This window comes from Streptomyces sp. NPDC039424, from assembly GCF_055639495.1.
Genome location: NZ_JBVKAI010000011.1, coordinates 145,652 through 168,033, shown reverse-complemented (window position 1 = coordinate 168,033; position 22,382 = coordinate 145,652). Strand labels below are relative to the sequence as shown.

Here is a 22,382-nt window from a genome sequence, read left to right as displayed (position 1 = left end):
CGGCTGGTGCGCGCCCATGAAAACAGACGCCGGTAAGAGGTCTACGACGCCCCGGTACCCGCTCCGCCCAGGAACTCCGCCCAGCCGCCCACCGGGGACTGCCCCGGCGAGAGGGTGCGCAGCTTGCGCAGCACGGCCGGGTCCTGCGCCTCCAGCCATGCCACGAGCTGCTTGAAGGAGACGAACCGCACGTCGTCGTACTCGGCCATCCGGCCGAAGGCCTCCTCGACGGCGTCCATGTAGATGCCGCCGTTCCAGCGCTCGAAGTGGTTGCCGATGAAGAAGGGCGCCCGGTTGCTCTCGTACGCGCGGCGGAAGCCCGCCAGGTAGGTGTCGCGGGCCTGGGCGCGCCATGTGCCGTACTGGGCGCGGTCGCCCAGCGGGTCCCCGGAGGACTGGTTGAACATCAGGTTGTAGTCCATCGACAGCACCTGGAAGGAGTGGCCGGAGAACGGTATGGACTGCAGCGGGAAGTCCCAGATCCGGCCGCCCTGCACCTTGCCCGGCCAGATCTGCAGCCCGCCGGGCGAGCTGGCGTCGTACTTCCAGCCCAGCGCGGCGGCCGTGGGCAGCAGCGCCGCCTGGCCCTCCAGGCACGGGGTGCGCCCGCCGATCAGCTCCTTGCGGTAGTCGAAGGGCAGCGGGTCGAGATCGGTGAAGCCGGTGTTCGTCCTCCACTCGGTGACGAAGCGGACGGCCTGGTCGATCTCGCTGCGCCACTCGGCGCTCGACCAGTCGCGCACGCCGCCCGCGCCGCAGAAGTGCCCGTTGAAGTGCGTGCCGATCTCGTGGCCCTCCAGCCAGGCGCCGCGCACCTGCTGCAGCGTGGCGTGGACGTGCCGGTCGGCGAGGTAGCCGATCGCGGACGCGCCGACCGGGTGCTGCGGCGGGTGGTACAGGTGCTTCTTGGACTCGGGCAGTGTGTAGATGCCGCTGAGGAAGAAGGTCATCGAGGCGTCGTGGTCGGCGGCCACCTTGCGGAACCGGGAGAACAGCTTGTTGCTGAGCTCGCCCGCGCCGTCCCAGGAGAACACCACGAACTGCGGCGGCCGGCTCCCCGCCTTCATCCGCGTCGCCTTCGGCTGGTGCGGCTGCGCCCCGGTGTCGGCGGTGGAGCCGTCGCCGATCGGCTTCACCGGCCGGGCCTGGGCCGTCTTCCCGCCGCCCCCGGAGCCGTCGCCGCCCACCGACAGTCCCCCGGCGGAGCAGGCGGACAGCGCGCCGAGCGTGCCCGCCGTCGCCCCCGCGGTCAGCAGACGCCTGCGTGAGATGCCGCTCATGTCTCGTCCCCGATTCCCTCGTCGCGGCCCCGTCGGGGCCGCCTCGCTGTGTGGTCGAGGGGTTCGATGAGGGGGTGCGGCGGAAAGATCGCGGCAGTCGGTGCCTGTTTCCTTCCTGTGACAGTCGTGGCCGTGTCATGACGAACCCCGCTGCCGGGGGAGGGGCGGCGGGGTCCGGGACCGGTGGGGCGTGGTGGGGCTCAGGCGCCCGTGCCGGGACTGAAGACGGTCAGGAAGACGGACGAGGAGTTGCCGGACACCGGCACCGGGCCGGCCGTCCACTTCGCCTTCAGCTGGTCCCGCTCGTCCGGCGGGGTGACCAGCAGCGCCGCCGGCTTCGCCGACTTGGCGCCGCTGACCTCCGGGTTGGAGAAGGACAGCCCCGCCCAGGCGCTCTGGCCGGGCTTCAGCGTGACCGTGGCGGGCTTGCCCGGGGAACGCTTGGGGTCCGGGCCGAGCTGGGTGCCGGAGGCGTTCACGAAGGCGGCGCCCGGATAGCCGTGCAGCGTGCAGGTCCGGGCGGACTTGTTGGTGAGCACGACGGGGAAGTTCTCCTGGCCCGCGCCCGGGTTGTTGCGGCCCACCGCGGCGCTCAGCTCCGAGGTGTGGCAGCGGGTGCTCGTGGCGGCGGTCGCGGTGCCGTCACCGCCCGCGCTCGCCCTGTCGGCCGGCTTCGCCGAGGACGCCGTGCCCGCCGGGACGACGGTACTCGGCGACACCGAGTCGCTGCTGCCCGCCGTGCCGGTCGCGTCCTTCGACTCGTCGGACGCGGGCGAGGCGTTCCCCGGCACCTTCTGCGGGGCACCGCCGCCGGTGTCGTCACCGCAGGCGCTCAGGAGGCCGAGCACGGCGACCGCACTTCCGAGCACGGCCGCTCGACACAAGGACTGGGACGTGTACGCCATGTCTGTCAACACTCCTGGAAGTCATGGCACGCGCCGCGCCGACGCGCACCTGCGGCGCGTGGTGCGCCGTCATGGGAGTCCGATGCGCGGGCCGCCGGAGAAGTTCGCGGTCCGCACGGTTTTCTCGCCGTTCTTCCGCGCGGTTGTTCACGTCACCCGTCAGGTGACCCGGAGCGAGCCGAGTATGCGTTCCGTGACGTCGGAGCCACCGCTCCGGCGGATCTGCACGTACACCTGGGGCTGGGCCGCGCCGCTCGCCGGGCGCAGCGCCGTCTCCGTGATCGAGCCGCCGCTGCCCGAGCAGTCGTCCCAGGCGCGTATTCGCCCCTCCCACGCCGTGCCCGTGTAGGCGCGGCTGCCCGCGTAGCGGCAGCCGCTGTGGGCGAGGGCGTTCACCTTCGCCGTCACGTCGCCGCGCTCGCTCAGGCCGATGAACACGCCGTCCACGTCCGCGCCGAGGTCGGGCCACTTCGCCAGGTCGTCGGCGACCGCCAGCCCCGGTTCGTGCCCGGACGCCAGGCCCAGGGCCGTCGGATTCCAGCCGGCGTCGCGCAGCCGGCGGCCCCAGCCGGAGGGCACCTCGGCCACGATCCGGCCGGTGGAGTCGGCGACCCGCACCTCACCGGCCGGTGAATCCGCCGAGGAGCGTCCGTGCAGCAGCGTGACCGTGACGGCCGCGGCGGCTGCGGCCAGGGCCGCGGCGACGGAGAGCGTGACGATGCCGATCCTGCCGCGCACACCGTCGAGCCGGCGCCGGGGCCGTACCCCGGACGCCCGCGCGGACAGCCGGTCCAGCTCGTCCGCGAACGCCGCGGCGCCGGGCCAGCGCCGCTCCCGGTCCGGCTCCAGGGCGCGCATCAGCGCGCGCTGGACCTCGTCGCCGAGGTCCGGACGCAGCCGCCGCGGCGGTACGACCCGGCCCGGCGCCCCGGGCACCGTGCCGGTGACCAGCTCGTAGCCGACCGCGCCCAGGCTGTAGACGTCGGCCCGCGCGTCGATGCCCGCGCCGGGCTCGGCCTGCTCCGGCGGCTGGTACCCGGCCGAGCCGGCGGCCAGGGTCAGGCCCGAGGCCTGCGCCAGGCTCTTGGCCAGCCCCAGGTCGGCCAGCAGCACCCGCCGGGTGCCGTCCGGCGCGGTGCGCAGCAGCACGTTGCTCGGCTTGACGTCCCGGTGCACGATCCCCGCCTCGTGCAGGTCGGCCGCGCTCCGGGCGGCCAACGCCGTGAGCCGCAGCGCCTCGGGCACCGGCAGCGGACCGTGGGCCAGCCGGTCGGCGAGGGTGCCGGCGTCGGCGTACTCCATGACGAAGTACGGCCTGCCGTCCGGGAGTTCACCGATGTCGTAGACCTGCACCACCCGGCCGGAGTCGGCCTTGCGCAGCAACCGCGCCTCGGACAGGAACCGGTCGCGCACATCGAGGCGGTGCGACCAGTTCTCGGCGAGGACCTTCACCGCCACCGGGGCCTGGAGCTGGTCGTCGTGGGCGAGCCACACCGTGCCGAACGCGCCTGCGCCGAGGCGTCGTTCCAGGCGATAGCGGCCGATCCGCTCAAGGGGGTGCATACGACTATCATGCCTGCTCGGAGATCGACTCGAGGGGGGACCCGCGGTGTACGACGCGGCGCTGACCGAAGACCTCGCCCGGCGTGCCGCCGCGGGCGACCGGGCGGCCCTGGAGCGGCTTTTGACGGAGGTCCGGCCCGAGGTCGTCCGGCGCTGCGGACGCTTCCTGCCCTGCCGGGAGGACGCGGAGGAGGCCGCGCAGGAGGTGCTGCTCCAGATAGCCCGGCGGATCTCCACCTTCGAGGGACGCAGCCGGTTCGGCACCTGGCTCTACACCGTCGTCGCCAACTGCGCCCGCCAGAAGTACCGGGAGCTGAAGCGGCGCGCCGCCGAGCAGCCCGCCGCGATCGAACCCTCCCAGTACGTCGACCCGCGCACCACCAGCGTCATCGCGGGCTCCCGCGTCGATCTGCTGGAGGCGCTGGACCGCCTGGAGCGGGAGCACCCGCACCTGGTGGCGCCGCTGGTCTACCGCGACATCTGCCAGCTGGAGTACGCCGAGGTCGCCGAGCGCGTCGGCATACCGCTCGGCACCCTGAAGTCCCGGCTGCACGAGGCCCGCAAGCAGGTGCGGCCCTGGCTGTCGGCGTCCTGAGCCGCCGCTCACCGGCCTACCGCTCGTCCTCGTGCAGCGCCAGCTCCGCCCAGATCGTCTTGCCCTCCCCCGTGTGCCGGCTGCCCCAGCGCTGGGTGAGCTGGGCGACCAGCAGCAGCCCCCGGCCGCCCTCGTCCCAGGTCTTGGCCCGGCGCAGGTGCGGCGCGGTGTGGCTGGTGTCGGACACCTCGCAGATCAGCGTGTCCGCGTCGTGGATGAGCCGCAGCCGGATGGGGCGGGCGCCGTAGCGGATGGCGTTGGTGACCAGCTCGCTGACCACCAGCTCCGCCGTGAAGGCGATCCCGTCGAGCGACCACCGCTCCAGCTGCTGGACGCACTGCTTGCGGATGGGGCCGACCAGTGCCGGATCGGCGGGGATGTCCCAGGTCGCCACCTGGGAGGCGGGCAGTCCCCGGGTGCGGGCGAGCAGCAGCGCCACGTCGTCGGCGGCGCCGTCCGGCGGCAGCAGGGCGTGCAGGATCCGGTCGCAGGTCTCCTCCAGCGAGTCCACGGACGCCGCCAGGGCCTCGTTCAGCAGCCGGTGGCCGGCCTCGGCGTCCCGGTCGCGGGACTCGATCAGACCGTTGGTGTGGAGGGAGAGCACGCTGCCCTCGGGCAGGTACAGCTCGGCGGACTCGAAGGGCAGACCGCCGAGTCCGAGCGGCGGACCGGCGGGCAGCTCCAGTTGCCGGGGCGGACCGCCCGGCGGGAGCAGCACGGGCGGGGGATGCCCGGCCCGGGCCAGGGTGCAGCGGCGGGACACCGGGTCGTAGACGGCGTACAGACAGGTCGCGCCGACCTCGCCGGGGCTGTCCTCGCCGGCCGACTCCTCCGACAGCCGGATCACGAGGTCGTCGAGGTGGGTGAGCAGCTCGTCCGGCGCGAGGTCGATGTCGGCGAGGGTGCGTACGGCGGTGCGCAGCCGGCCCATGGCGGCCGAGGCCTGGATGCCGTGGCCGACGACGTCCCCGACGACCATGGCGACCCGCATCCCGGACAGCGGGATCACGTCGAACCAGTCGCCGCCCACCCCGGCGCGCGCCGCGGGCAGATAGCGGGAGGCGGCCCGTACGGCGGCGGTGCGCGGCAGGGAGCGGGGCAGCAGGCTGCGCTGGAGGGCGAGGGCGGTCTCGCGCTCGCGGGAGTAGCGGCGGGCGTTGTCGATGCAGACGGCGGCGCGGGTGGTGATCTCCTCGGCGAGCAGCACGTCGTCCGCCGTGAACGGGTCGGGCCGCCGGTGCCGGGTGAGCACCGCGACCCCGAGGGTGCGGCCCCGGGCCTGGATCGGCACGGACATCGACGAATGGATGCCGTACTCCCGAACCCGCTCGGCGCGCGCGGGGTTCCAGTTCAGCCACTGCTCCAGATCCCCGGACGGCACCGAGGCGACGATCGTGCGGCCCGCCACCAGCGAGTCGGCCTGCGGGGAGAAGGCGGGGTAGAGCTCGATCTGGCCGGGCTTGGCCACCGCCTCCGGGGTGCCCGGCAGCAGGGACTGGTGGGCGACCCGGCGCAGCCGGACCGGCGCGGTGACCCGGGCCGGGGGCTCGCCGCCGTATTCGAGGAGGTCCAGCAGGTCGATGCTGACGAAGTCGGCGAGCGCGGGCACGCACACGTCCGCCAGCTCCTGCGCCGTACGGCCGACGTCGAGGGTGCTGCCGATGCGCACGCTCGCCTCGTTGACCAGTTGCAGCCGCTCCCGGGCCAGGTAGTTGTCGGTGAAGTCGTGGGCGGCCAGGCACACGCCCCGCACCCGTCCGTCGGCGTCGGTGACCGGGGCCATCCGGGCCAGCCAGGCGTGCGCGACGTCCTCCCCGCCGGCGCGCATGTACATCTGCACGTCCAGCGGGTGGCCGGTGGTGAGCACCTGGTGCAGGTTCCGTTCGAGTTCGTCGCTCTGCGGCTTGCCGCCGATCTCCGACAGCCTGAGTCCCCGTACGCGCTCCTCGGGCAGGCCGGTCACCTCGGCCATCGCCTCGTTCTGCCGGCGTAGCCGCAGCCGCTCGTCGTACACGGCGACGGCGCACGGGGACTGGGTCAGCGCCGCCGAGTCCAGCGGGTCGGCCGGGTCGTGCGGGCCGTCGCGCTCCAGCGGGGTGACGACGAGCCAGTCGGCGGGGCGGTTCTCGTGCGGCGGCCGGCGGTGGGCGAGCAGCCAGACCGAGACCGTACGGCCGTCCCGGTGGCGCAGTTCGACCGTGCCGTCCCAGCGCGGACCCGAGGGGAGCGGCCGGGCACCGTCGACGGCGAGCAGTTGCGCGGCCGGGCGGCCCACGACCTCGGCGGCCGGGTGGCCGAGCAGGCGCCGGGCGCCCTCGTTCCACTCGACCAGGGTGCCGTCGTCGCCGATGACAGCCCGGGCGGTGGCCGCATCGTCGAACGGATAGACCCGGCTCATCGTCGCCACTCCCAGCGCACACGCACAGTGAACAGGTGCACCACTTGGGTTCCAGCGTAGTGCGTGGCTCTCGTCGGCGGAGGGCAACCCCTGTCCGACCGGGCGGGGCGTGGTCAAGGGGGAATCCGGCCGATGGGACGACAGGGTGAGGAGCCGGCCCGCACCCTTGACGGACCGGTGTGCCATCACGTCAGAATCTGTTCGTTCACGATCAGTTGTGAGTACTTCTGGGCCCTATGAGGGAGAGCCGCCATGACGGTCACTCGCAGATCGGTTTTGGTCGCCGCCACGGCGGCCCCGACGGCCGGAGCGCTCCTGGGCGCACCGGACGCCCGGGCCGCCGAGGCGTCCGGCGCCGCAGGGGGACGCCGCACCGTCCCCCTGCGGGACGGCTGGCGCTTCGCGCTGGTCAACCCGGGCGGGATCACCGACCCGACCGGCGCGTACGCGAACGCCGCCGACCCCGGATACGACGACTCGGCCTGGCGCGAGGTCGCGGTGCCCCATGACTGGAGCATCGAGCAGACCCCGACCACCGAGCACGGCACGACCAGCGGCACCGGCTTCTTCCCCGGTGGCCTCGGCTGGTACCGCCTCGCCTTCACCCTGCCGCCGGCCCACGCGGGCAAGCGGATCTCGGTGGAGTTCGACGGCGTCTACATGGACTCGTACGTCTACTGCAACGGAACCCAGGTGGGCCGCCACCCGTACGGCTACACCGGCTTCGCCTTCGACCTCACCGACCTGGTGCACACCGACGGCAGGACGGAGAACGTCCTCGCGGTCAAGGTCCAGAACCAGTTGCCCAGCAGCCGCTGGTACTCGGGCAGCGGCATCTACCGCGAGGCCCGCCTGGTGGTGACCGATCCCGTGCACGTGGCCCGCTGGGGCACGTACGTCACCACGCCGGACATCACCGCCGAGCGGGCCGTCGTACGGGCGAGGACCGCCGTGGTGAACGAGACCGGCGGCGGCACGGACGTCCGGGTCGTCACCCGGATCCTGGACGCGGACGGCCGTACGGTCGCCCGTACGTCCTCCACGGTGGCCGTCTCCGGCACGGCGACCGAGGCCCACGAACTCACCGTCCCGAAGCCCCGCCTGTGGGACTTCGACACCCCCTACCGCTACACCCTGCTGACCGAACTCCGCGTGGACGGCCGGACCACCGACACCTACCGCACCCCGTTCGGCGTCCGCACCTACCGCTTCGACCCCGACGAGGGCTTCTCCCTCAACGGCACCCACGCCAAGATCAAGGGCGTCGACCTCCACCACGACCAGGGCGCCCTCGGCGCGGCGATAAGCGTCGACGCGGTGCGCCGGCAGATGACCATCATGAAGTCGATGGGCGTCAACGCCTTCCGCACCTCGCACAACCCGCCCTCGCCGCAGATGATCGAGGTCTGCGAGGAGCTGGGCATCGTGATGATGGTCGAGGCCTTCGACTGCTGGAAGACCGGCAAGACCAAGTACGACTACGGGCGGTTCTTCGACGAGTGGTGCGAGAAGGACGCCACCGAGATGGTCCTCGCCGCCCGCAACTCGCCCGCCGTCGTCCTGTGGTCGATCGGTAACGAGATCCCCGACTCCACCACCACCGCCGGTCTCGCCATGGCGGACCGGATCATCGGCGCCATCAAGGCGGCGGACGACACCAGGCCGGTCGTCATCGGCTCGAACAAGTACCACGGTGTGCCCGCCACCGGCTCCCCGGCCGACCTGATGCTCGCCAAACTGGACGGGCTCGGCCTCAACTACAACACCGCCAAGTCGGTGGACGCGCTGCACGCGAAGTACCCCGAGCTGTTCCTCTTCGAGTCGGAGTCGTCGTCGGAGACCTCGACGCGCGGCACCTACCAGGAGCCCGAACACCTCAACACCGGCGAGAACCACACACCGGGCCGGCGCGAGGTCTCCTCGTACGACAACAACCTCGCCTCCTGGACGATGAGCGGCGAGTACGGCCACAAGAAGGACCGGGACCGCAAGTGGTTCGCCGGGCAGTTCCTGTGGTCGGGCATCGACTACATCGGCGAGCCCACCCCGTACGACGTCTTCCCGGTCAAGGCGTCCTTCTTCGGCGCGGTCGACACCGCCGGCTTCCCCAAGGACATGTACCACCTGTTCCGCAGCCAGTGGGTGAGCGAACCGATGGTGCACCTGGTGCCGATGACCTGGAACCACGAAGCCGGGGACACGGTCGAGGTCTGGGCCTACGCGAACGTCCCCTCCGTCGAGCTGTTCCTCAACGGAAAGTCCCTGGGCGTGCGGGAGTTCGACACCAAGAAGACCACCGACGGCCGCGCCTACCTGGAGACCACCGAGGCCACCGGCGACGACAAGACCTTCACCGGCGGCCCCTACCCGGGCAGTTACACCAGCCCGAACGGCAGCGCGGGCAAGCTGCACCTGACCTGGAAGGTGCCGTTCGCCCCCGGTGAGCTGAAGGCCGTGGCCCGGCGGGACGGCAAGGCGGTCGCCTCCGACGTGCTGCGCACGGCCGGTGAGCCGCACGCGGTGCGCCTGACCGCCGACCGCGAGTCCCTTGCCGCCGACGGCCGTTCGCTGGTCTTCGTGACCGCCGACGTCGTCGACGCGCACGGCGTGGTGGTGCCCGGCGCCGAGCACCTCATCGCGTTCGACGTCAGCGGCGGCTCCCTCGCCGGACTCGACAACGGCCGCGAGGAGAGCGCCGAGCGCTATCAGGCGAGCACCCGCACCGCCTTCCACGGCAAGGCGCTGGCCATCGTGCGGTCGGGCACGAAGGCGGGCACCCTCAAGGTCACGGCACGGGTGGACGGCCTGCGCACGGGCACGGTCAGGGTGCGCACCACGACCGCCCGCTCGGTGGCCCGCACCCCCGCCCCCGACTTCCGGCCCGACCACCCCACGCCCCTCGACCATCCCTTCGCGGACGCCAGTTACTCCGGCCGCCCCGACACCCTCCCCGCCGCCGTGCTCGACGGCGACACGGCGACCGGTTGGTCCAACGCCTTCGCCAAGTCGGCGACCGCCCTGCTGCCCGCGTTCAACGGGGCCCGGACTGAGGACTGGGTGTCGGTCGACTTCGGCCGCGCCCGTGCCTTCGACCGGGTGGACGTGTCCTTCACGGTGGACGCCACCCACTCCCTGCCCGCCTCGGTCGAGGTCGCGGTCTGGGACGGGAACCGGTACGTGCCGGTGACGGGCGCGGCGGTGAACTGGGCCACCGCCTCGGACGCCCCGACCGTGATCACCTTCGACTCCGTGCGCGGCTCCCGGCTCCGGCTCACCCTGACGAGCCGCCATCCGGGCGAGCCGAAGGGCGCGGTACGGATCAGCCGTCTGGAGGTGTAGCGGCACACGGTGAACGGTCCGGACGGGACGTCGGTCGGCTTCTGTCCCGTCCGGACCGTTGACGGGGCGTCATGTCTCGCACAGCATGGCCTGCGTCCGTTCTCTGGGAGCGCTCCCACCTCGTACCGAGGAGCCCGACGTGAAACGACGCAGAACCGCACTGCTCGCCGTGGCCACCCTCCTCGCCACGGCGTTCACCGCCCTGCCGGCCGCCCAGGCCGGCGCCGAGGAGGTCGAACAGGTCAGGAACGGCACCTTCGACACCACCTCCGACCCGTGGTGGACGAGCAACGTCACCGCGGGTCTGTCCGGCGGGCAGCTCTGCGCACAGGTGCCCGCCGGCACGACGAACCGCTGGGACGCCGCCGTCGGGCAGAACGACATCACCCTGGTCAAGGGGGAGTCGTACCGGTTCGCCTTCAAGGCGTCCGGTTCCCCCGAGGGACACGTGGTGCGGGCGGTCGTCGGGCTCCAGGTGTCCCCGTACGACACCTGGCACGAGGTCAGCCCCCAACTGACCGTCTCCGGCGACGAGTACGCCTACACCTTCACCTCGCCCGTCGACACCGGTCAGGCGCAGGTCGCTTTCCAGGTCGGCGGCGCCGCGGACGCCTGGCGGTTCTGCCTGGACGACGTGTCGCTCCTCGGCGGGGTCCCGCCGGAGGTCTACGAGCCCGACACCGGACCGCGCGTCCGCGTCAACCAGGTCGCCTACCTGCCCAGGGGCCCGAAGAGCGCCACCCTGGTCACCGACGCCACCACGAAGCTGCCCTGGCGGCTGAGGAACGCCGGCGGCGCGACGGTCGCCCACGGCTGGACCGCCCCGCGTGGCACCGACGCGTCCTCCGGGCAGAACGTGCAGTCGATCGACTTCGGCGCCTACCGGGGCCGGGGCAAAAACTTCACGCTGGTCGCCGACGGGGAGACGAGCCACCCGTTCGACATCGGCACCGCTGCCTACGAGCGACTGCGCCTCGACTCGCTGAAGTACTACTACACGCAGCGCAGCGGCATCGCGATCAGCGACGCACTCCGGCCCGGCTACGGCAGGGCCGCCGGGCACCTGAACACCGCGCCCAACCAGGGCGACGCGAACGTCCCCTGCCGGCCCGGTCTGTGCGACTACACCCTCGACGTCACCGGCGGCTGGTACGACGCGGGCGACCACGGCAAGTACGTCGTCAACGGCGGCATCGCCACCTGGGAGCTGCTGAGCACCTACGAACGCGCCCTGCTGGCCCGCACCGGCCACCCCGGCAGACTCGGCGACGCGACCCTCGCCCTGCCCGAGAGCGGCGACAAGGTGCCCGACGTCCTGGACGAGGCCCGCTGGGAGCTGGAGTTCCTGCTGAAGATGCAGGTGCCGGACGGGCAGCCGCTGGCCGGTATGGCGCACGGCAAGATTCACGACGCGCAGTGGACCGGCCTGCCCCTGCTGCCCGCCGACGACCCGCAGAAGCGGGAGCTGCACGCCCCGACCACCCAGGCGACCCTGAACCTGGCGGCGACGGCCGCCCAGGCGGCCCGTCTGTACCGCCCCTACGACCGCGCCTTCGCCTCCCGCGCCCTGACCGCCGCCCGCAAGGCGTGGACGGCCGCGCTGGCCCACCCCGAGGTGTATCCCGACCCGGACGACGGCACGGGCGGCGGCGCCTACCCCGACGACGACGCGACCGACGAGTTCTACTGGGCGGCGGCCGAGCTCTACCTGACCACGGGGGAGAAGGGGTTCGCGGACCACGTCCTCGACTCCCCGCTCCACTCGGCCGATGTCTTCGGTCCCCTCGGCTTCGACTGGGGCCGCACGGCCGCGGCGGGCCGCCTGGACCTCGCGACCGTGCCCAGTGGGCTCCCCGGCCGGGACAAGGTGCGCCGGTCGGTGACCAAGGCCGCCGACACCTACCTGGCGACCCTGAGGTCACAGCCGTACGGCATGCCGTACGCGCCCGACGGCAACCGCTACGACTGGGGCTCCAACGCCCAGATCCTCAACAACGCCCATGTCGTCGCGACCGCCTACGACCTCACCGGCGCCGCGAAGTACCGTGACGGCGCACTCCAGAGCATGGACTACGTCCTCGGCCGCAACGCGCTGAACATCTCGTACGTCACGGGCTACGGCGAGGTCGACTCCCACAACCAGCACAGCCGCTGGTACGCCCACGAACTCGATCCGCAACTCCCGAACCCACCCCGGGGCACCCTCGCCGGAGGGCCCAACTCGAGCATCCAGGACCCCTACGCGCAGAGCCGACTCGGCGGCTGCGTGGGCCAGTTCTGCTACATCGACGACATCCAGTCCTGGTCGACGAACGAGACCGCGGTCAACTGGAACGCGGCGCTGGCCTGGATGGCGTCGTTCGTGGCGGATCAGGGGTAGCCGGTCTCAGGCCGCGTCGTGGAAGACCAGCCCCAGGGTCCGGCGGCGGCCGGAGCGGACGGTGCTCACGCCGTGCCGCATCGCTCCGGCCGACCAGCCGCGCTTGGTGCGGACCGGATGGTCCCGGGTGGTGAACACCAGGCCGTGGCCCTGGCGCAGGACGGTCGCGGTGCCCCGGGACTGGGCGCGGGGCCGCTGCTCGACCATCAGGAACTCGCCGCCGGTGTAGTCGGTCCCGTACTCGTCGAGGGCGACGACGACCTGGAGCGGGAAGAGCAACTCGCCGAAGACGTCGCGGTGCAGGGCGTTCCAGTCGCCCGGGCCGTAGCTCAGCAGGATCTGCGCCGAGCGGTCCTGGCCGGCGGCGTGGCAGCGGGCCAGCCAGTCCGTTAGGTCGTCGGGCCAGGGGGCGCTCCGGCCCAGCCGGGCCGCCCAGTCGCGGGCGATCGGCAGCAGCCGCGGGTAGAGGGCGGCGCGCAGCGCGGCCACCGGGACGGGCAGGTCGTGCGTGAAGTAGCGGTACGTGCCGGAGCCGAACCGGTGCCGGGCCAGGTCGACGGTGGTCCGGAACAGCTCCGGCCGCTCGTACAGGGCGGCCAGTTCGCCGCACTCGTCGGGCGTCAGCAGCCGGGCGGTCGGCGCGCAGCCGAGCGCGTCCAGTTCCTCGGCCAGTGCGGTCCAGTCGGTGCCCGCCACTCGGCGGCGGGCCCGGTCGGGGGTGAGCGTCATGACACGAGTCTGCCGCCGCGCCCGCCCTCGTACCGGCGGAAATCGGACCTGGCGCCCGGACGGCGTGGTACGCGCAAGGTACCGTTGAAAATACCATCTGACCTGCGGCTATTTACGCTTGAGTACCCGCGCGCTACCGTTGGGGCATGCCAGCCCTCAACGTGGAGTTCAGTGAGCGCGAGCTAGAGGACCTGCGGCAGATCGCCAAGGAGCGGGGTACGTCGATGAAGGCCCTGGTGCGCGAGGCGGCAGCCGCCGACATAGCGCGGCACCGCGCGCTGCAGGAGGGCGCGGAGGCGTTCCGCCGCTTCTTCGCCACCCACGCCGACGAGTTCGCGGCCGCGTTCCCCGACGACGAGCCCCCCGGCAAGGGCGAGGCCGCCTGACCATGCCGCCCGTCCTCCATATCGACGTGCCCTGGCTGCTCCAGCGCCACGAGGAAGTGCTGCCGGACCAGCCGACCATCAACGACTTCTCCGCCCTGGTCGCCGCCGTCGCCCGGCACCGAGTCGACCCGCCGCGCCTCGGCGTGGACTCCGACCCGGCCTGGCGGGCCGCCGCCCTGCTGCACACCCTCGCCCTGCTCAAGCCGCTGCCGTCGGCCAACGCGCGCTTCGCCTGCGCGACGGCGGTGGCGTACATGTTCGTCAGCGGGGCCGGTATCGACCCGCCCTACGGCGCCCTCGTCGACCTCGCCCGGGACCTGATGTCCGGCAAGAGCGATGTCTACGGCGCGGCGGACCGGCTCCGTTCCTGGCAGATCTGATCGCCGAACACGGTCGCCGATCCGGTACCCGCCCCCGCCGGCAGGGGAAGCCGCCCGGGGCTCGTGGTGCCGGCCCGGGGCCGCCGGCCGAGGGCGGGAGGAACGGGGCCGGCGGCCGGTTTCGCGCAGCAGAGCCGCCGTCCTGCGCGGGGCCTCCGAGAAGGGCCGGTTCCCAGTGCACTACCGGGCGGCGGAGGCCGGGAGCGTGCGCGGCGGCCCGGCGCGTGTGCGCGGTTCACACGGGGCGCACGGCGGAGCGAGTGCGCCTCCCCCAACGCCTTGTTGGGCTTTGGTCAGTTGTGCGAAGGTGAACCACTCGAGCGCACACGCACCAAAGGATTCCCTCCGTGCCCACCGCCCACCCCCCTCGTCCTCCTTACCCGCCGCCCGGCGGGGTCCCGGGAGAGTCCGACGAGTCACTCGCCGTCCGGCTGCGCGGCCGGGCGGAGGGAGAGGCCGGCTCGACCGTCGCGCTGCTGATGGCGCGGCACTGGCAGCCGGTCCAGGACTACGCGGCCATCTGCCTCGCCACCCAGGGCTCCAGCGTCCACATGGCCACCGCCGCCGCCTTCCACCAGGTCCTCGACCGGCTGGCGGCGGGCGAACCGGCCGCCGCGCTGCGGCCCCGGCTGCTGGTGACGGTACGCGACACGATCGCGCACTGGTCGGCCGACGACGGTCTGCCCGAGGTACTGCCGGACCTGGCGAAACCCGCCGGTGGCCGCGGCATGCGCGCGGTGCGGTCCATGACCCCCGACAACCGCGCCCTCGCCGCGCGGTCGTTCCAGGGACTGATTCCGCTCGCGCGGTGCCTGCTGTGGCACACCGAGGTCGAGGCGGAGCCGCTCGGCGTCCCGGCCGGTCTGCTCGGCATGGACGCCGACACCGCGGCAGCCGCGCTCGACCAGGCCCGGGAGGCGTTCCGCCAGGGCTGCGTCCGCGCCCACCGGGAACTCGCGCCGACGAAGGACTGCCGCTTCTACAACCGGCTCCTCGACGTGCCGATCCGCCGGGGCGGCGCCCTGCTCCCGGACGTACAGCAGCACCTCACCGCATGCCGCTACTGCCGCTACGCCGCCGAGCAGCTCGGCCATGTCGAGGCCGGCCTCGGCGTCCTGCTCGCCGAGGCGGTGCTCGGCTGGGGCGCCCGCCGCTACCTCGACTCCCGCCCGGGCCGGGCCGGTTCGGCGGTCCCGCACACCCGGGGCACCTCCCGCAGGGCCGGACGGCCCGGCGGGGGAGGGCGGCACCGTGTGCTGGGGCGGATCCCCCTCGCGGCGCGCGGCGCCCCCTGGGCGGCCCGGGTGCCGCGGACCCTGCTCACCGGCGTCGGGCTGGCCTCGGCCGGCCTGCTCGCGAGCGTCCTGGTGGCCGGACTTCTGCCGGACGGCGGGGACGGCACCGACCCGGTCGCCTCGACGGGCGCCTCCGGCGCCCGGGGCTCGGTGCCCGGAACCGGCTCCCAGGCCACGCCCGACGCCTCCGCCTCCCCGCCCGGTACGGCTCAGCTGCCCGTCGCGCCCCGGCGGACGCGGCTGCGCAACGCCGCCGCCGGACTGTGCCTGGACATCGAGGGCAGACCGAAGGCCGGCGGGAGGGTCACCCTGGCGGCGTGCTCGACGGCCTCGACCCAGCAGTGGACGTACGAGACCGACGGGTTGCTGCGCAGCGCGGCCGACTCCGACCTGTGCCTCGACTCGCGCGCGGACGCCGGCGTGGTGATCCTCGGCGGCTGCGCGGACGACAAGGCCCGGCGGGCCGACGACGTGCGCTACGACCTCACCGTCCGGGGCGAGTTGCTGCCCCGCTGGGACGAGAGCCTCGCCCTCGCCGCCACCACCGAGGACGCCGGCGCCGACATCGTCGTCAAGGTCCGCGACAGGTCCACCGGCCAGCGCTGGCTCACCGACCCGCCACGGGCGAGCCCCGGCTCCCTGTCGATCACCGGAACCGGCGGACCGTCCGCTCGGCCGACGCAGCTCTCGCGCCGGGGCACACACGCCTGACGGGCGCCCGGCCCCGGCGACCGAACGGGCCGGCGTCAGGCCTCGGCGGCCGACTCGCGCAGGATCCGGGCCAGTTCGCGCGGCCGGGAGAACATCGGCCAGTGCCCGGTGTTCATCTCGGCCGACTCCCAGCGCTCGCTCTTCAGCAGTTCGGCCACCGCGGGCAGCGGTGCGCGTCCGTCCAGCACGCACTTGATGTACGTCGCCGGCAGCTCGCTCAACGGGCGCTTGAGGACGGCCGGTTCGGTCAGGGTGGCGCCCGGGTGCGGGGTGCCGTCGGTGACGATGCGCCGGATCTGCTCGTCGGTCAGGTCCTGGCCTTCGTAGGCGGCCGGGGGAAGCGGCGGCCAGACGCCTCCGTGCGCGTCGAGGGCCTGCCGTATGTGGTCACTGGGGAAGCCCGCGAGGAACGACTCCCCGTCGGCCGGCACATTGGAGTCCACGAACACCACGCGCCGCAGCCGCTCGCCGATCCGCTCGGCCGCCTGCCCGACGGGCACGCCCGAGTAGCTGTGCCCGACCAGGACGATGTCCCGCAGACCGAGGCGTTCGACCTCGTCCACGATGTCCTGGACGTGCGTCTGCTGTCCGGCCGGGATCCCCCGCTTCTCGGCGAGGCCGGACAGGGTCACCGCATGGACGTCGTGCCCCGCCGCGCGCAGCTCGGCCGCCACCTCGTCCCACGCCCACGCTCCGAGCCAAGCACCCGCCACCAGTACGTAGTTGGTCATGACGACAACCTAGCGGACGGGTCTGACAACGCCCTGGGAACGGGACGTTCACGCCTCTTCGGCGTCCGGACCGGTCGTCTCCTGCGCGTCCGGCCCCTGCGCCCGTACCCGCTGGACGTGTTCGAGGGACTCCCGGAGTTCCGTGAGCCAGTCGTCGGTGTGCCGCTGGACCAGCCGTACGCACCAGGCGAGGGCGTCGCTGCGGCTGCGCGCGACCCCGGCCGCGATCAGCGTGTCGAGCACCTGGCGCTCGGGCTGCCGCAGGCGGGTCATCACGGGCGCCGCCACGTGTGTGAACAGGGCGCGCTCACCGTCGCACTCCACGCCCCAGGACACCTTCCTGCGGAACTGGTGCTCGGTCTCCCGGGCCACGGCGATCCGGGCCTCCCGGGTGCGTTCCCGGAACTCCTGGATCCGGCCCTGGACGGCCGCCTCCCGTTCGGCGGCCGAGACGTCCTCGGCGAGCCGGGGTGCGGGGATGCGGCCGATCACGGTGATCTCCTCGCGGTCGGCGGTCACCTCGACCAGCTCCTCGAAGAGGTCGTCGGGCAGGCGGCCGGTGAGCCACCCGCGCAGCTTCTCGTGGTGTTCTGAAGTAATCATGTAATAACGATTACTCTGCTTTCTCATGAACACAAGGGGTGGCGGAGGGGTGTGCCGAGAGCTGAACCGGAATGTTTCAGGCCTATTAACGAACTGATGAAATTCGGCCATTTGGCTGCTTGAGGCGATCAAGAACCGCACAGTTCCGGGGTTGGAACGCTCGAACTCCGTGACTTCACGCCACTGTTTCAACACGCAAGGTTACTGAAACCTGTGGGTTCGATGTGAGTTTCGACGGCGGACTCGGCAGAGTGGCGCACGCCGCTCCGGCACCTACCGGGCCGGACCGGCACCCCGTCTAATCGAGCGGAAGGATGCACACAATGCGGACCACCGCGCGCTGGGCAGCGACCCTCGGCCTCACGGCCGCCACTGTCTGCGGAACCCTCACCGGGGCCGCCGTCGCCGCACCGGGCAGCGCCCCGTCGTCGCTCTACGCCCCCTCGGCCCTGGTGCTCACCACCGGCCACGGCCAGAGCGCCGCGACGGCCACCCCCGAGCGCGCCGTCACCCTGACCTGCGCCCCGACGGCCTCCGGCACCCATCCGGCCGCCGCCGACGCCTGCGCGGAACTGCGCGGCGCGGGAGGCGACTTCGACGCCCTCAAGAGCAGCGGCGACGTGTTCTGCACCAAGCTGTACGACCCCGTGGTCGTCACGGTCGAGGGCGTCTGGCAGGGCAAGCGCGTCTCCTACGAACGCACCTTCGGCAACGCGTGTGTGAAGGACGCCTACGGCTCCCTCTTCGCGTTCTGAGGACCGGGATCGCCCGGTCCCCGCGACCGCCGGAACAGGCCCGCAGCTGGGGAGTGCGGACCCCTGTCTCGGGGACCTGAGTGATCTCGCACCGGGGGTCGGACGGGCGGAGTGGGGCCGCCCGCCGACCCCCGGTTTCATGTCCGCTTCCCGGGCCGCCCGTCCCGGGGCATCCCGGGAAGCGGCGGAAAACGTCCCAGCAGCCCGGCCGCGCGCAGCAGCCGGAGCAGCCGCGGCGCCTCGCACACCAGGCGCAGCCGCCCGCCGCGTTCCCCGGCCCGGGCCTCGGCCCGGCACAGCACACGCAGCCCCGAGCAGTCGAAGAACTCCACGGACCGCAGGTCGACCAGCACGTCCGGCCGCGGCCCCGCGGTCGCGGCGTCCAGATGTTCGGCCAGGAGGTCCGCCGTCGCGATGTCGATCTCACCCGAGACCACGACCACGGTGAACGGCCCGCCCGTCCACGTGCGGGCACACGGGTTCGCCGCCGGGCCCTGGGATCGGCGGGACTGCGCACCGACGCCCGGCAGGGGTCGTGGCTCGTCGAGGTCGTCGGCTTCCGGCGTCATTCTTCGCTCCACGTCGCCCGGTACGCCTTGGACCCGGGTAGTTACCCCGTCGGACACGCGGCCATCCCCGCCAGGCGGGTCCGCAAGATCAAATCCGCCCGATCGGGTGAACTCCAGACTGTGAGATTGACGCTGGAGGTGGCTTCGAGGCGGTCCTCAGGCCCTGCGCCGGTGACTGGTGTCGCACCAGGGATAGCGCCGGCTGCGTCGGCAGGTGCACAGGGCGACGCGGAACCGGTCCGAGGACACCGTGGTGCCGTCCTCCAGTTCCACCTCCACGGGGCCGTCGACGAGGATCGGGCCCCGCCGCTGCATGGTGACGCGCCGGGGCGGGGTGGGGCGCTGCGCGTCAGAGGGCACGTTCGGCACGGATGACCACCAGCTCTTCCTTCTCGTCGGCCGCCGACAGCAGTCCGCGCTCCCGCAGCCAGCCCTGCCGCGCCCGCAGTACGGGCCCGAAGGCGATCCAGCGCCGACGGGTCACCGCGGCCTTCAGACCGGCCGCGCGCAGCAGATCCACGGTGCGGTCGGGGTCGCTGAGCGCGGAATGGACGATCAGCAGGACACCACCGGGGCGCAGCAGGCCGGGTGCGTCCCGGCAGATCCGGTCCAGGACGAGACGGCCGTCCCGGCCCGCGTCCCAGGCGCGGGACCGGCCGCGCGGCTCCGGCCCGGTCTCGGGGGCGGGTACGTACGGCGGGTTGGCCAGGATCACGTCGAACGACCGTCCGTTCACCGGACCGAAGAGGTTTCCCCGCCGGATGTGGACCGGAAGCCGGGCCAGCCAGGCGTTCAGCCGGGCCGTCCACACCGCCCGCCGTGACACGTCCACCGCGGTCACCTCGGCGCCCCGCCGGGCGGCGACCAGGGCGAGGGCACCGCTTCCGGTACCCACGTCCAGCACCCGGGCGCCCGGTTCCAAGGGCTCCTCGGACAGGGCTTCGGCCAGCAGCTCGGTGTCGTGCTGGGGGGCGTAGACGCCCGGAAGTACCAGTGCATTCACACGGCGCGAGTACCCCGACATTCAGGAGATATGGTTCAAATCCCTGGTGATGGGAGTGCGCAGCGCGGAGCGTCCCGCCCGCCAGTCGTCCAGCAGCCGCCGGGCGAGGCGCTCCTCCAGGTATCCGGTGGCGTCGATACCGAAGGCGATGTCGTCCGCCAGGTGCGGCTCCTCGTCGAGCAGCCCGCCGATCACGTCGTGGCGCACCACCTGCTCGTGCACCGCGTCGGCCTCGACGTGCTCGTCGTAGAAGAACTCCGCGGCCGGCCCGGCGCCCGTACGGCGCATCGCCTCGGCCAGTCGCCGGGAGCCGGGGGAGGAGGTGATCTCGACCGCGGCGAAGTGGCCCACCAAGGCGCCGCGCAGCTCCCGGTGCAGGCCGAAGAGGGACATCAGGTTCACCGTCGCCAGCATCTCGGCCGTCGCGGCGTCCAGGTAGCGGCCGTAGGCGGTGTCCAGGCCCAGGTCCGTCATCAGGTCGGCGAACAGGCGGGCGTGCACCCGCTCGGGGCGGCCGCCGCCGTACTCGTCGAACTCCACGGCGGCCATCGCCGCCTTGGCCCGGCCCCACAGCCGCGGCAGCACCCAGGCGTGCGGGTCGGCCTCCTTCAGGTGGTACAGGGAGCGCTGCGCCGCGTACTCGCGCAGCTGCCACAGTTCGCCCTCGTCACGGAGGTAGTGGCTGACGCCGGAGCCGTCCACGGGCTCCACGAGGATCTCCGCGAGCGCGTCGTCGAGGCTGTCGTGGCCCGGGGTGTCGGCGCGCAGGGCGGACAGGAAGCGCCCCTCCATCTCCGCCCGGGCGCGCAGCAGGGCGGGGTCCCACTCGCGATCCGGGGTGACGCCCGCGAAGCCGCGGTAGTGCAGCTCGTAGCAGAGGTACAGGGCGAGCTGGAGATCCTCGCCGTACACGTCCGCCGCCGCGACGGCCTCATCGGCCGGCGGCGCCCCGGCCCCCAGCAGATACTCCTCGACGGCCGCGGACACCGGACCCCGTGCAGAGGGCAGCGCGGGCCCCTGGCTGTGCTCTTCCATGCCGCCCGGGTACCCGGACGAACCCCTGCCATCCCCACGTGACCAGCTGCCTCGATCGGCCGGGGTTCCTCGGCCCCCGGCCGGCCGCCCGTCCTCGGGGCCGCTTGGCCTCCGGGCTGTTCTCGGCTTCCTGGGTCGGTCACCCGGCCTGGGAGCCGCTTGGCATCCTGGGCCGTTCGCCCGGCCTGGGGGCTGCCTGGCTTCCGGGGCTGTTCGCCCGGTTCCCGGGGCGCCCGGCTTGCCGGGCTGGCCTCGGCGTCCTGGGCTGTTCGCCCGGGTCCTGGGCCGCCTGGCTTCCCGGGCTGTTCTCGGTTTCCGGGGCTGGCTGTCCGGCCTCCGGGCCGCCTGGCTTCCGGGGCTGTTCACCCGGCTCCCGGACGCCTGGCTTCCCGGCTGTTCTCGGCTTCCCGGGCCAGCCGCCCGGCCCCCGAGCCGCCCCCCCCGCCTACCCGGGCCGTCCGCCCACCCCCGCCCGGCCCCCGGTCAGTCCCCCCGCGACTCCTCCTGTGCTCGTGTGTTGGGGGTGATGGCCTCGGCGGCCTCGCCTCGGTCGTTGTCGGCGTGGGGGGAGTCGGTGGGGCGCCGCTCGGCCCGGGCGGCCTCGTCGAGGACCTCCTCCAGGGCGGTCTTGGGGTTGGGGTCGCGATTCTCGGGGTGGGACACGGCTGTCTCCTCTTGTACGTCGGTTGTACGTCGGTTGTCCGTCGGGGTCAGGGCGCGGCGCCCGCCACACGCAGCGGCACCGGGTCGGGCGGCGGGGGCTCGTCGGCGCGGCGGGTGGTCTCGGCCCACCAGGCCGGGCCGTCCTCGATGCGCCGCAGCAGGACGCCCTCGCGGATCGCCCACGGGCAGAGGCTGACCGCGCTGAGGCCGGTCAGCTTCATCACGGTGTGGCCCACCACCGCTCCGGCCAGGCTCTGCGCGGCGCGCGGCGCGGAGATGCCGGGCAGCCGGGCGCGCTCGGCGGCGGGCAGCGAGGCCAGCCGGGAGGCCGCCTCGCGCAGGTCGTCACGGCGCAACACCCGCTCCACGAACGGCCCGTGACGCCCCGGCGGGGCACCGCACAGCCGCCCCAGCTGCTGGAAGGTGCGCGAGGTGGCCACCGCGGAGCGCGGGCCCTCCCAGCGGATCCGCGCGGCCACGTCCCGCAGCTGGTGGCGGACCTTGCGTCTGAGGGCCCGCAGCCGCTCGGGCGACGGCGGGTCCTCGTCCGCGAGGAACTCGCGGGTCAGCCGCCCCGCCCCGAGCGGCAGCGAGGCCGCGAAGTCCGGCAACCGGCCGCGTCCGAAGGCGACTTCGAGCGAGCCGCCGCCGATGTCAAGGACCGCCAGCGGCCCGGCCTGCCAGCCCAGCCAGCGCCGGGCGGCGAGAAAGGTGAGCTCGGCCTCGACCTCGCCGGGCAGGGTGCACAGGTCGACCCCCGTCCCCGTCCGGACGGCCCGCAGGACCTCCGCCCGGTTCGGTGCCGCGCGCACCACGGCGGTGGCGAAGGCCAATGGCCCGGCCGCACCCCACCGGGCCGAGGTCCTGCTCGCCGCGGCCACCGCCGCCACCAGCTGCTCCACCGACTCGTCGGGGATCCGTCCCCCGGGCTCGACCTGTTCGGACAGGCGCAGCCGCCACTTGGCGGTGTGCACCGGCAGCGGCACCCCGCCCTCCGCGTCCGCCACCATGAGCCGCACCGTGTTCGACCCGACATCCACCACACTGATCCGCATGGACTGG

20 protein-coding genes are annotated in these 22,382 nt (G+C 73.3%); 7 read left to right on the top strand and 13 right to left on the bottom strand.

The genetic code is table 11. The features are described 5' to 3' along the window. Positions 1 to 41 precede the first annotated feature (41 nt). The 3 genes from ACZ7L0_RS26205 to ACZ7L0_RS26195 all read right to left on the bottom strand — a co-directional run bounded on the left by ACZ7L0_RS26205 (position 42) and on the right by ACZ7L0_RS26195 (position 3,748). Positions 42 to 1,280, bottom strand: a complete 1,239-nt coding sequence (locus tag ACZ7L0_RS26205; RefSeq protein WP_471244997.1) for a polysaccharide deacetylase family protein — start codon at positions 1,278 to 1,280, stop codon at positions 42 to 44. Between the two features lie 200 nt (positions 1,281 to 1,480). Then, positions 1,481 to 2,185, bottom strand: a complete 705-nt coding sequence (locus ACZ7L0_RS26200) for a DUF4232 domain-containing protein (RefSeq protein ID WP_471244996.1) — start codon at positions 2,183 to 2,185, stop codon at positions 1,481 to 1,483. 159 nt (positions 2,186 to 2,344) lie between these two features. Further along, the gene (locus tag ACZ7L0_RS26195; RefSeq protein ID WP_471244995.1) at positions 2,345 to 3,748 is read right to left on the bottom strand and encodes a serine/threonine-protein kinase; all 1,404 of its coding nucleotides are present in this window, start codon (positions 3,746 to 3,748) and stop codon (positions 2,345 to 2,347) included. A 46-nt stretch (positions 3,749 to 3,794) separates the two neighbouring features. Between ACZ7L0_RS26195 and ACZ7L0_RS26190 the strand changes: the two genes are divergently transcribed. Further along, positions 3,795 to 4,343 (top strand): RNA polymerase sigma factor, encoded by a 549-nt coding sequence (locus ACZ7L0_RS26190; protein ID WP_471244994.1) that lies wholly within the window; start codon positions 3,795 to 3,797, stop codon positions 4,341 to 4,343. Between the two features lie 16 nt (positions 4,344 to 4,359). On the opposite strand, the gene ACZ7L0_RS26185 is transcribed toward ACZ7L0_RS26190, so the two are convergent. Then, a complete protein-coding gene (locus ACZ7L0_RS26185; RefSeq protein WP_471244993.1) occupies positions 4,360 to 6,741 on the bottom strand; it encodes a SpoIIE family protein phosphatase in 2,382 nt (793 codons plus the stop codon). Positions 6,742 to 6,993: 252 nt separating this feature from the next. Here ACZ7L0_RS26185 and ACZ7L0_RS26180 point away from each other — a divergent pair, with 252 nt between their 5' ends. Further along, positions 6,994 to 10,080, top strand: a complete 3,087-nt coding sequence (locus ACZ7L0_RS26180) for a glycoside hydrolase family 2 TIM barrel-domain containing protein (protein WP_471244992.1) — start codon at positions 6,994 to 6,996, stop codon at positions 10,078 to 10,080. 139 nt (positions 10,081 to 10,219) lie between these two features. Beyond that, entirely contained in the window at positions 10,220 to 12,460 is a 2,241-nt protein-coding gene (locus ACZ7L0_RS26175) for a glycoside hydrolase family 9 protein (protein WP_471244991.1), read from the top strand. A gap of 6 nt (positions 12,461 to 12,466) precedes the next feature. Here the strand turns inward: ACZ7L0_RS26175 and ACZ7L0_RS26170 are convergent, their stop codons facing one another. Then, the gene (locus ACZ7L0_RS26170) at positions 12,467 to 13,189 is read right to left on the bottom strand and encodes a 2OG-Fe(II) oxygenase (RefSeq protein WP_471244990.1); all 723 of its coding nucleotides are present in this window, start codon (positions 13,187 to 13,189) and stop codon (positions 12,467 to 12,469) included. Between the two features lie 146 nt (positions 13,190 to 13,335). On the opposite strand from ACZ7L0_RS26170, the gene ACZ7L0_RS26165 reads away from it, so the two are divergent. The 3 genes from ACZ7L0_RS26165 (at position 13,336) to ACZ7L0_RS26155 (ending at position 15,961) form a co-directional block, all read left to right on the top strand. Further along, positions 13,336 to 13,575: a hypothetical protein gene (locus ACZ7L0_RS26165; RefSeq protein ID WP_471244989.1), complete on the top strand. Its 240-nt coding sequence runs from the start codon at positions 13,336 to 13,338 to the stop codon at positions 13,573 to 13,575. A 2-nt stretch (positions 13,576 to 13,577) separates the two neighbouring features. After that, positions 13,578 to 13,955, top strand: a complete 378-nt coding sequence (locus ACZ7L0_RS26160) for a toxin Doc (RefSeq protein WP_471244988.1) — start codon at positions 13,578 to 13,580, stop codon at positions 13,953 to 13,955. A gap of 347 nt (positions 13,956 to 14,302) precedes the next feature. Then, entirely contained in the window at positions 14,303 to 15,961 is a 1,659-nt protein-coding gene (locus ACZ7L0_RS26155) for an RICIN domain-containing protein (protein ID WP_471244987.1), read from the top strand. A 35-nt stretch (positions 15,962 to 15,996) separates the two neighbouring features. On the opposite strand, the gene ACZ7L0_RS26150 is transcribed toward ACZ7L0_RS26155, so the two are convergent. Further along, positions 15,997 to 16,692 (bottom strand): alpha/beta fold hydrolase, encoded by a 696-nt coding sequence (locus ACZ7L0_RS26150; protein WP_471244986.1) that lies wholly within the window; start codon positions 16,690 to 16,692, stop codon positions 15,997 to 15,999. A 48-nt stretch (positions 16,693 to 16,740) separates the two neighbouring features. Beyond that, positions 16,741 to 17,295: a hypothetical protein gene (locus ACZ7L0_RS26145; protein ID WP_471244985.1), complete on the bottom strand. Its 555-nt coding sequence runs from the start codon at positions 17,293 to 17,295 to the stop codon at positions 16,741 to 16,743. 323 nt (positions 17,296 to 17,618) lie between these two features. Between ACZ7L0_RS26145 and ACZ7L0_RS26140 the strand changes: the two genes are divergently transcribed. Then, the gene (locus tag ACZ7L0_RS26140) at positions 17,619 to 18,050 is read left to right on the top strand and encodes a protease inhibitor (RefSeq protein ID WP_471244984.1); all 432 of its coding nucleotides are present in this window, start codon (positions 17,619 to 17,621) and stop codon (positions 18,048 to 18,050) included. Between the two features lie 137 nt (positions 18,051 to 18,187). On the opposite strand, the gene ACZ7L0_RS26135 is transcribed toward ACZ7L0_RS26140, so the two are convergent. The 6 genes from ACZ7L0_RS26135 to ACZ7L0_RS26110 all read right to left on the bottom strand — a co-directional run bounded on the left by ACZ7L0_RS26135 (position 18,188) and on the right by ACZ7L0_RS26110 (position 22,375). After that, on the bottom strand, positions 18,188 to 18,619 hold the full coding sequence (locus ACZ7L0_RS26135) for an STAS domain-containing protein (protein WP_471244983.1): 432 nt from the start codon (positions 18,617 to 18,619) through the stop codon (positions 18,188 to 18,190). Between the two features lie 156 nt (positions 18,620 to 18,775). Further along, on the bottom strand, positions 18,776 to 18,988 hold the full coding sequence (locus ACZ7L0_RS26130; RefSeq protein WP_471244982.1) for a CDGSH iron-sulfur domain-containing protein: 213 nt from the start codon (positions 18,986 to 18,988) through the stop codon (positions 18,776 to 18,778). Beyond that, on the bottom strand, positions 18,969 to 19,643 hold the full coding sequence (locus tag ACZ7L0_RS26125; RefSeq protein ID WP_471244981.1) for a HemK2/MTQ2 family protein methyltransferase: 675 nt from the start codon (positions 19,641 to 19,643) through the stop codon (positions 18,969 to 18,971). The genes ACZ7L0_RS26130 and ACZ7L0_RS26125 overlap by 20 nt, the downstream gene beginning before the upstream one ends. Further along, positions 19,644 to 20,657: an iron-containing redox enzyme family protein gene (locus ACZ7L0_RS26120; RefSeq protein ID WP_471244980.1), complete on the bottom strand. Its 1,014-nt coding sequence runs from the start codon at positions 20,655 to 20,657 to the stop codon at positions 19,644 to 19,646. A 483-nt stretch (positions 20,658 to 21,140) separates the two neighbouring features. Beyond that, complete coding sequence (locus tag ACZ7L0_RS26115; protein ID WP_471244979.1) at positions 21,141 to 21,320, bottom strand: hypothetical protein; 180 nt, start codon at positions 21,318 to 21,320, stop codon at positions 21,141 to 21,143. Between the two features lie 47 nt (positions 21,321 to 21,367). Then, positions 21,368 to 22,375 carry a Ppx/GppA family phosphatase gene (locus tag ACZ7L0_RS26110; protein ID WP_471244978.1) on the bottom strand — a complete coding sequence of 336 codons (1,008 nt, stop codon included), beginning with the start codon at positions 22,373 to 22,375 and terminating at the stop codon, positions 21,368 to 21,370. Between the last annotated feature and the right edge of the window lie 7 nt (positions 22,376 to 22,382).

Excerpts from the sequence above, each read along its gene's own strand:
- ACZ7L0_RS26205 (WP_471244997.1), bottom strand. The coding sequence starts at position 1,280 with ATGAGCGGCATCTCACGCAGGCGTCTGCTGACCGCGGGGGCGACGGCG.
- ACZ7L0_RS26200 (WP_471244996.1), bottom strand. The coding sequence starts at position 2,185 with ATGGCGTACACGTCCCAGTCCTTGTGTCGAGCGGCCGTGCTCGGAAGT.
- ACZ7L0_RS26195 (WP_471244995.1), bottom strand. The coding sequence starts at position 3,748 with ATGCACCCCCTTGAGCGGATCGGCCGCTATCGCCTGGAACGACGCCTC.
- ACZ7L0_RS26185 (WP_471244993.1), bottom strand. The coding sequence starts at position 6,741 with ATGAGCCGGGTCTATCCGTTCGACGATGCGGCCACCGCCCGGGCTGTC.
- ACZ7L0_RS26180 (WP_471244992.1), top strand. The coding sequence starts at position 6,994 with ATGACGGTCACTCGCAGATCGGTTTTGGTCGCCGCCACGGCGGCCCCG.
- ACZ7L0_RS26170 (WP_471244990.1), bottom strand. The coding sequence starts at position 13,189 with ATGACGCTCACCCCCGACCGGGCCCGCCGCCGAGTGGCGGGCACCGAC.
- ACZ7L0_RS26165 (WP_471244989.1), top strand. The coding sequence starts at position 13,336 with ATGCCAGCCCTCAACGTGGAGTTCAGTGAGCGCGAGCTAGAGGACCTG.
- ACZ7L0_RS26160 (WP_471244988.1), top strand. The coding sequence starts at position 13,578 with ATGCCGCCCGTCCTCCATATCGACGTGCCCTGGCTGCTCCAGCGCCAC.
- ACZ7L0_RS26150 (WP_471244986.1), bottom strand. The coding sequence starts at position 16,692 with ATGACCAACTACGTACTGGTGGCGGGTGCTTGGCTCGGAGCGTGGGCG.
- ACZ7L0_RS26145 (WP_471244985.1), bottom strand. The coding sequence starts at position 17,295 with ATGATTACTTCAGAACACCACGAGAAGCTGCGCGGGTGGCTCACCGGC.
- ACZ7L0_RS26140 (WP_471244984.1), top strand. The coding sequence starts at position 17,619 with ATGCGGACCACCGCGCGCTGGGCAGCGACCCTCGGCCTCACGGCCGCC.
- ACZ7L0_RS26135 (WP_471244983.1), bottom strand. The coding sequence starts at position 18,619 with ATGACGCCGGAAGCCGACGACCTCGACGAGCCACGACCCCTGCCGGGC.
- ACZ7L0_RS26125 (WP_471244981.1), bottom strand. The coding sequence starts at position 19,643 with ATGTCGGGGTACTCGCGCCGTGTGAATGCACTGGTACTTCCGGGCGTC.
- ACZ7L0_RS26120 (WP_471244980.1), bottom strand. The coding sequence starts at position 20,657 with ATGGAAGAGCACAGCCAGGGGCCCGCGCTGCCCTCTGCACGGGGTCCG.
- ACZ7L0_RS26110 (WP_471244978.1), bottom strand. The coding sequence starts at position 22,375 with ATGCGGATCAGTGTGGTGGATGTCGGGTCGAACACGGTGCGGCTCATG.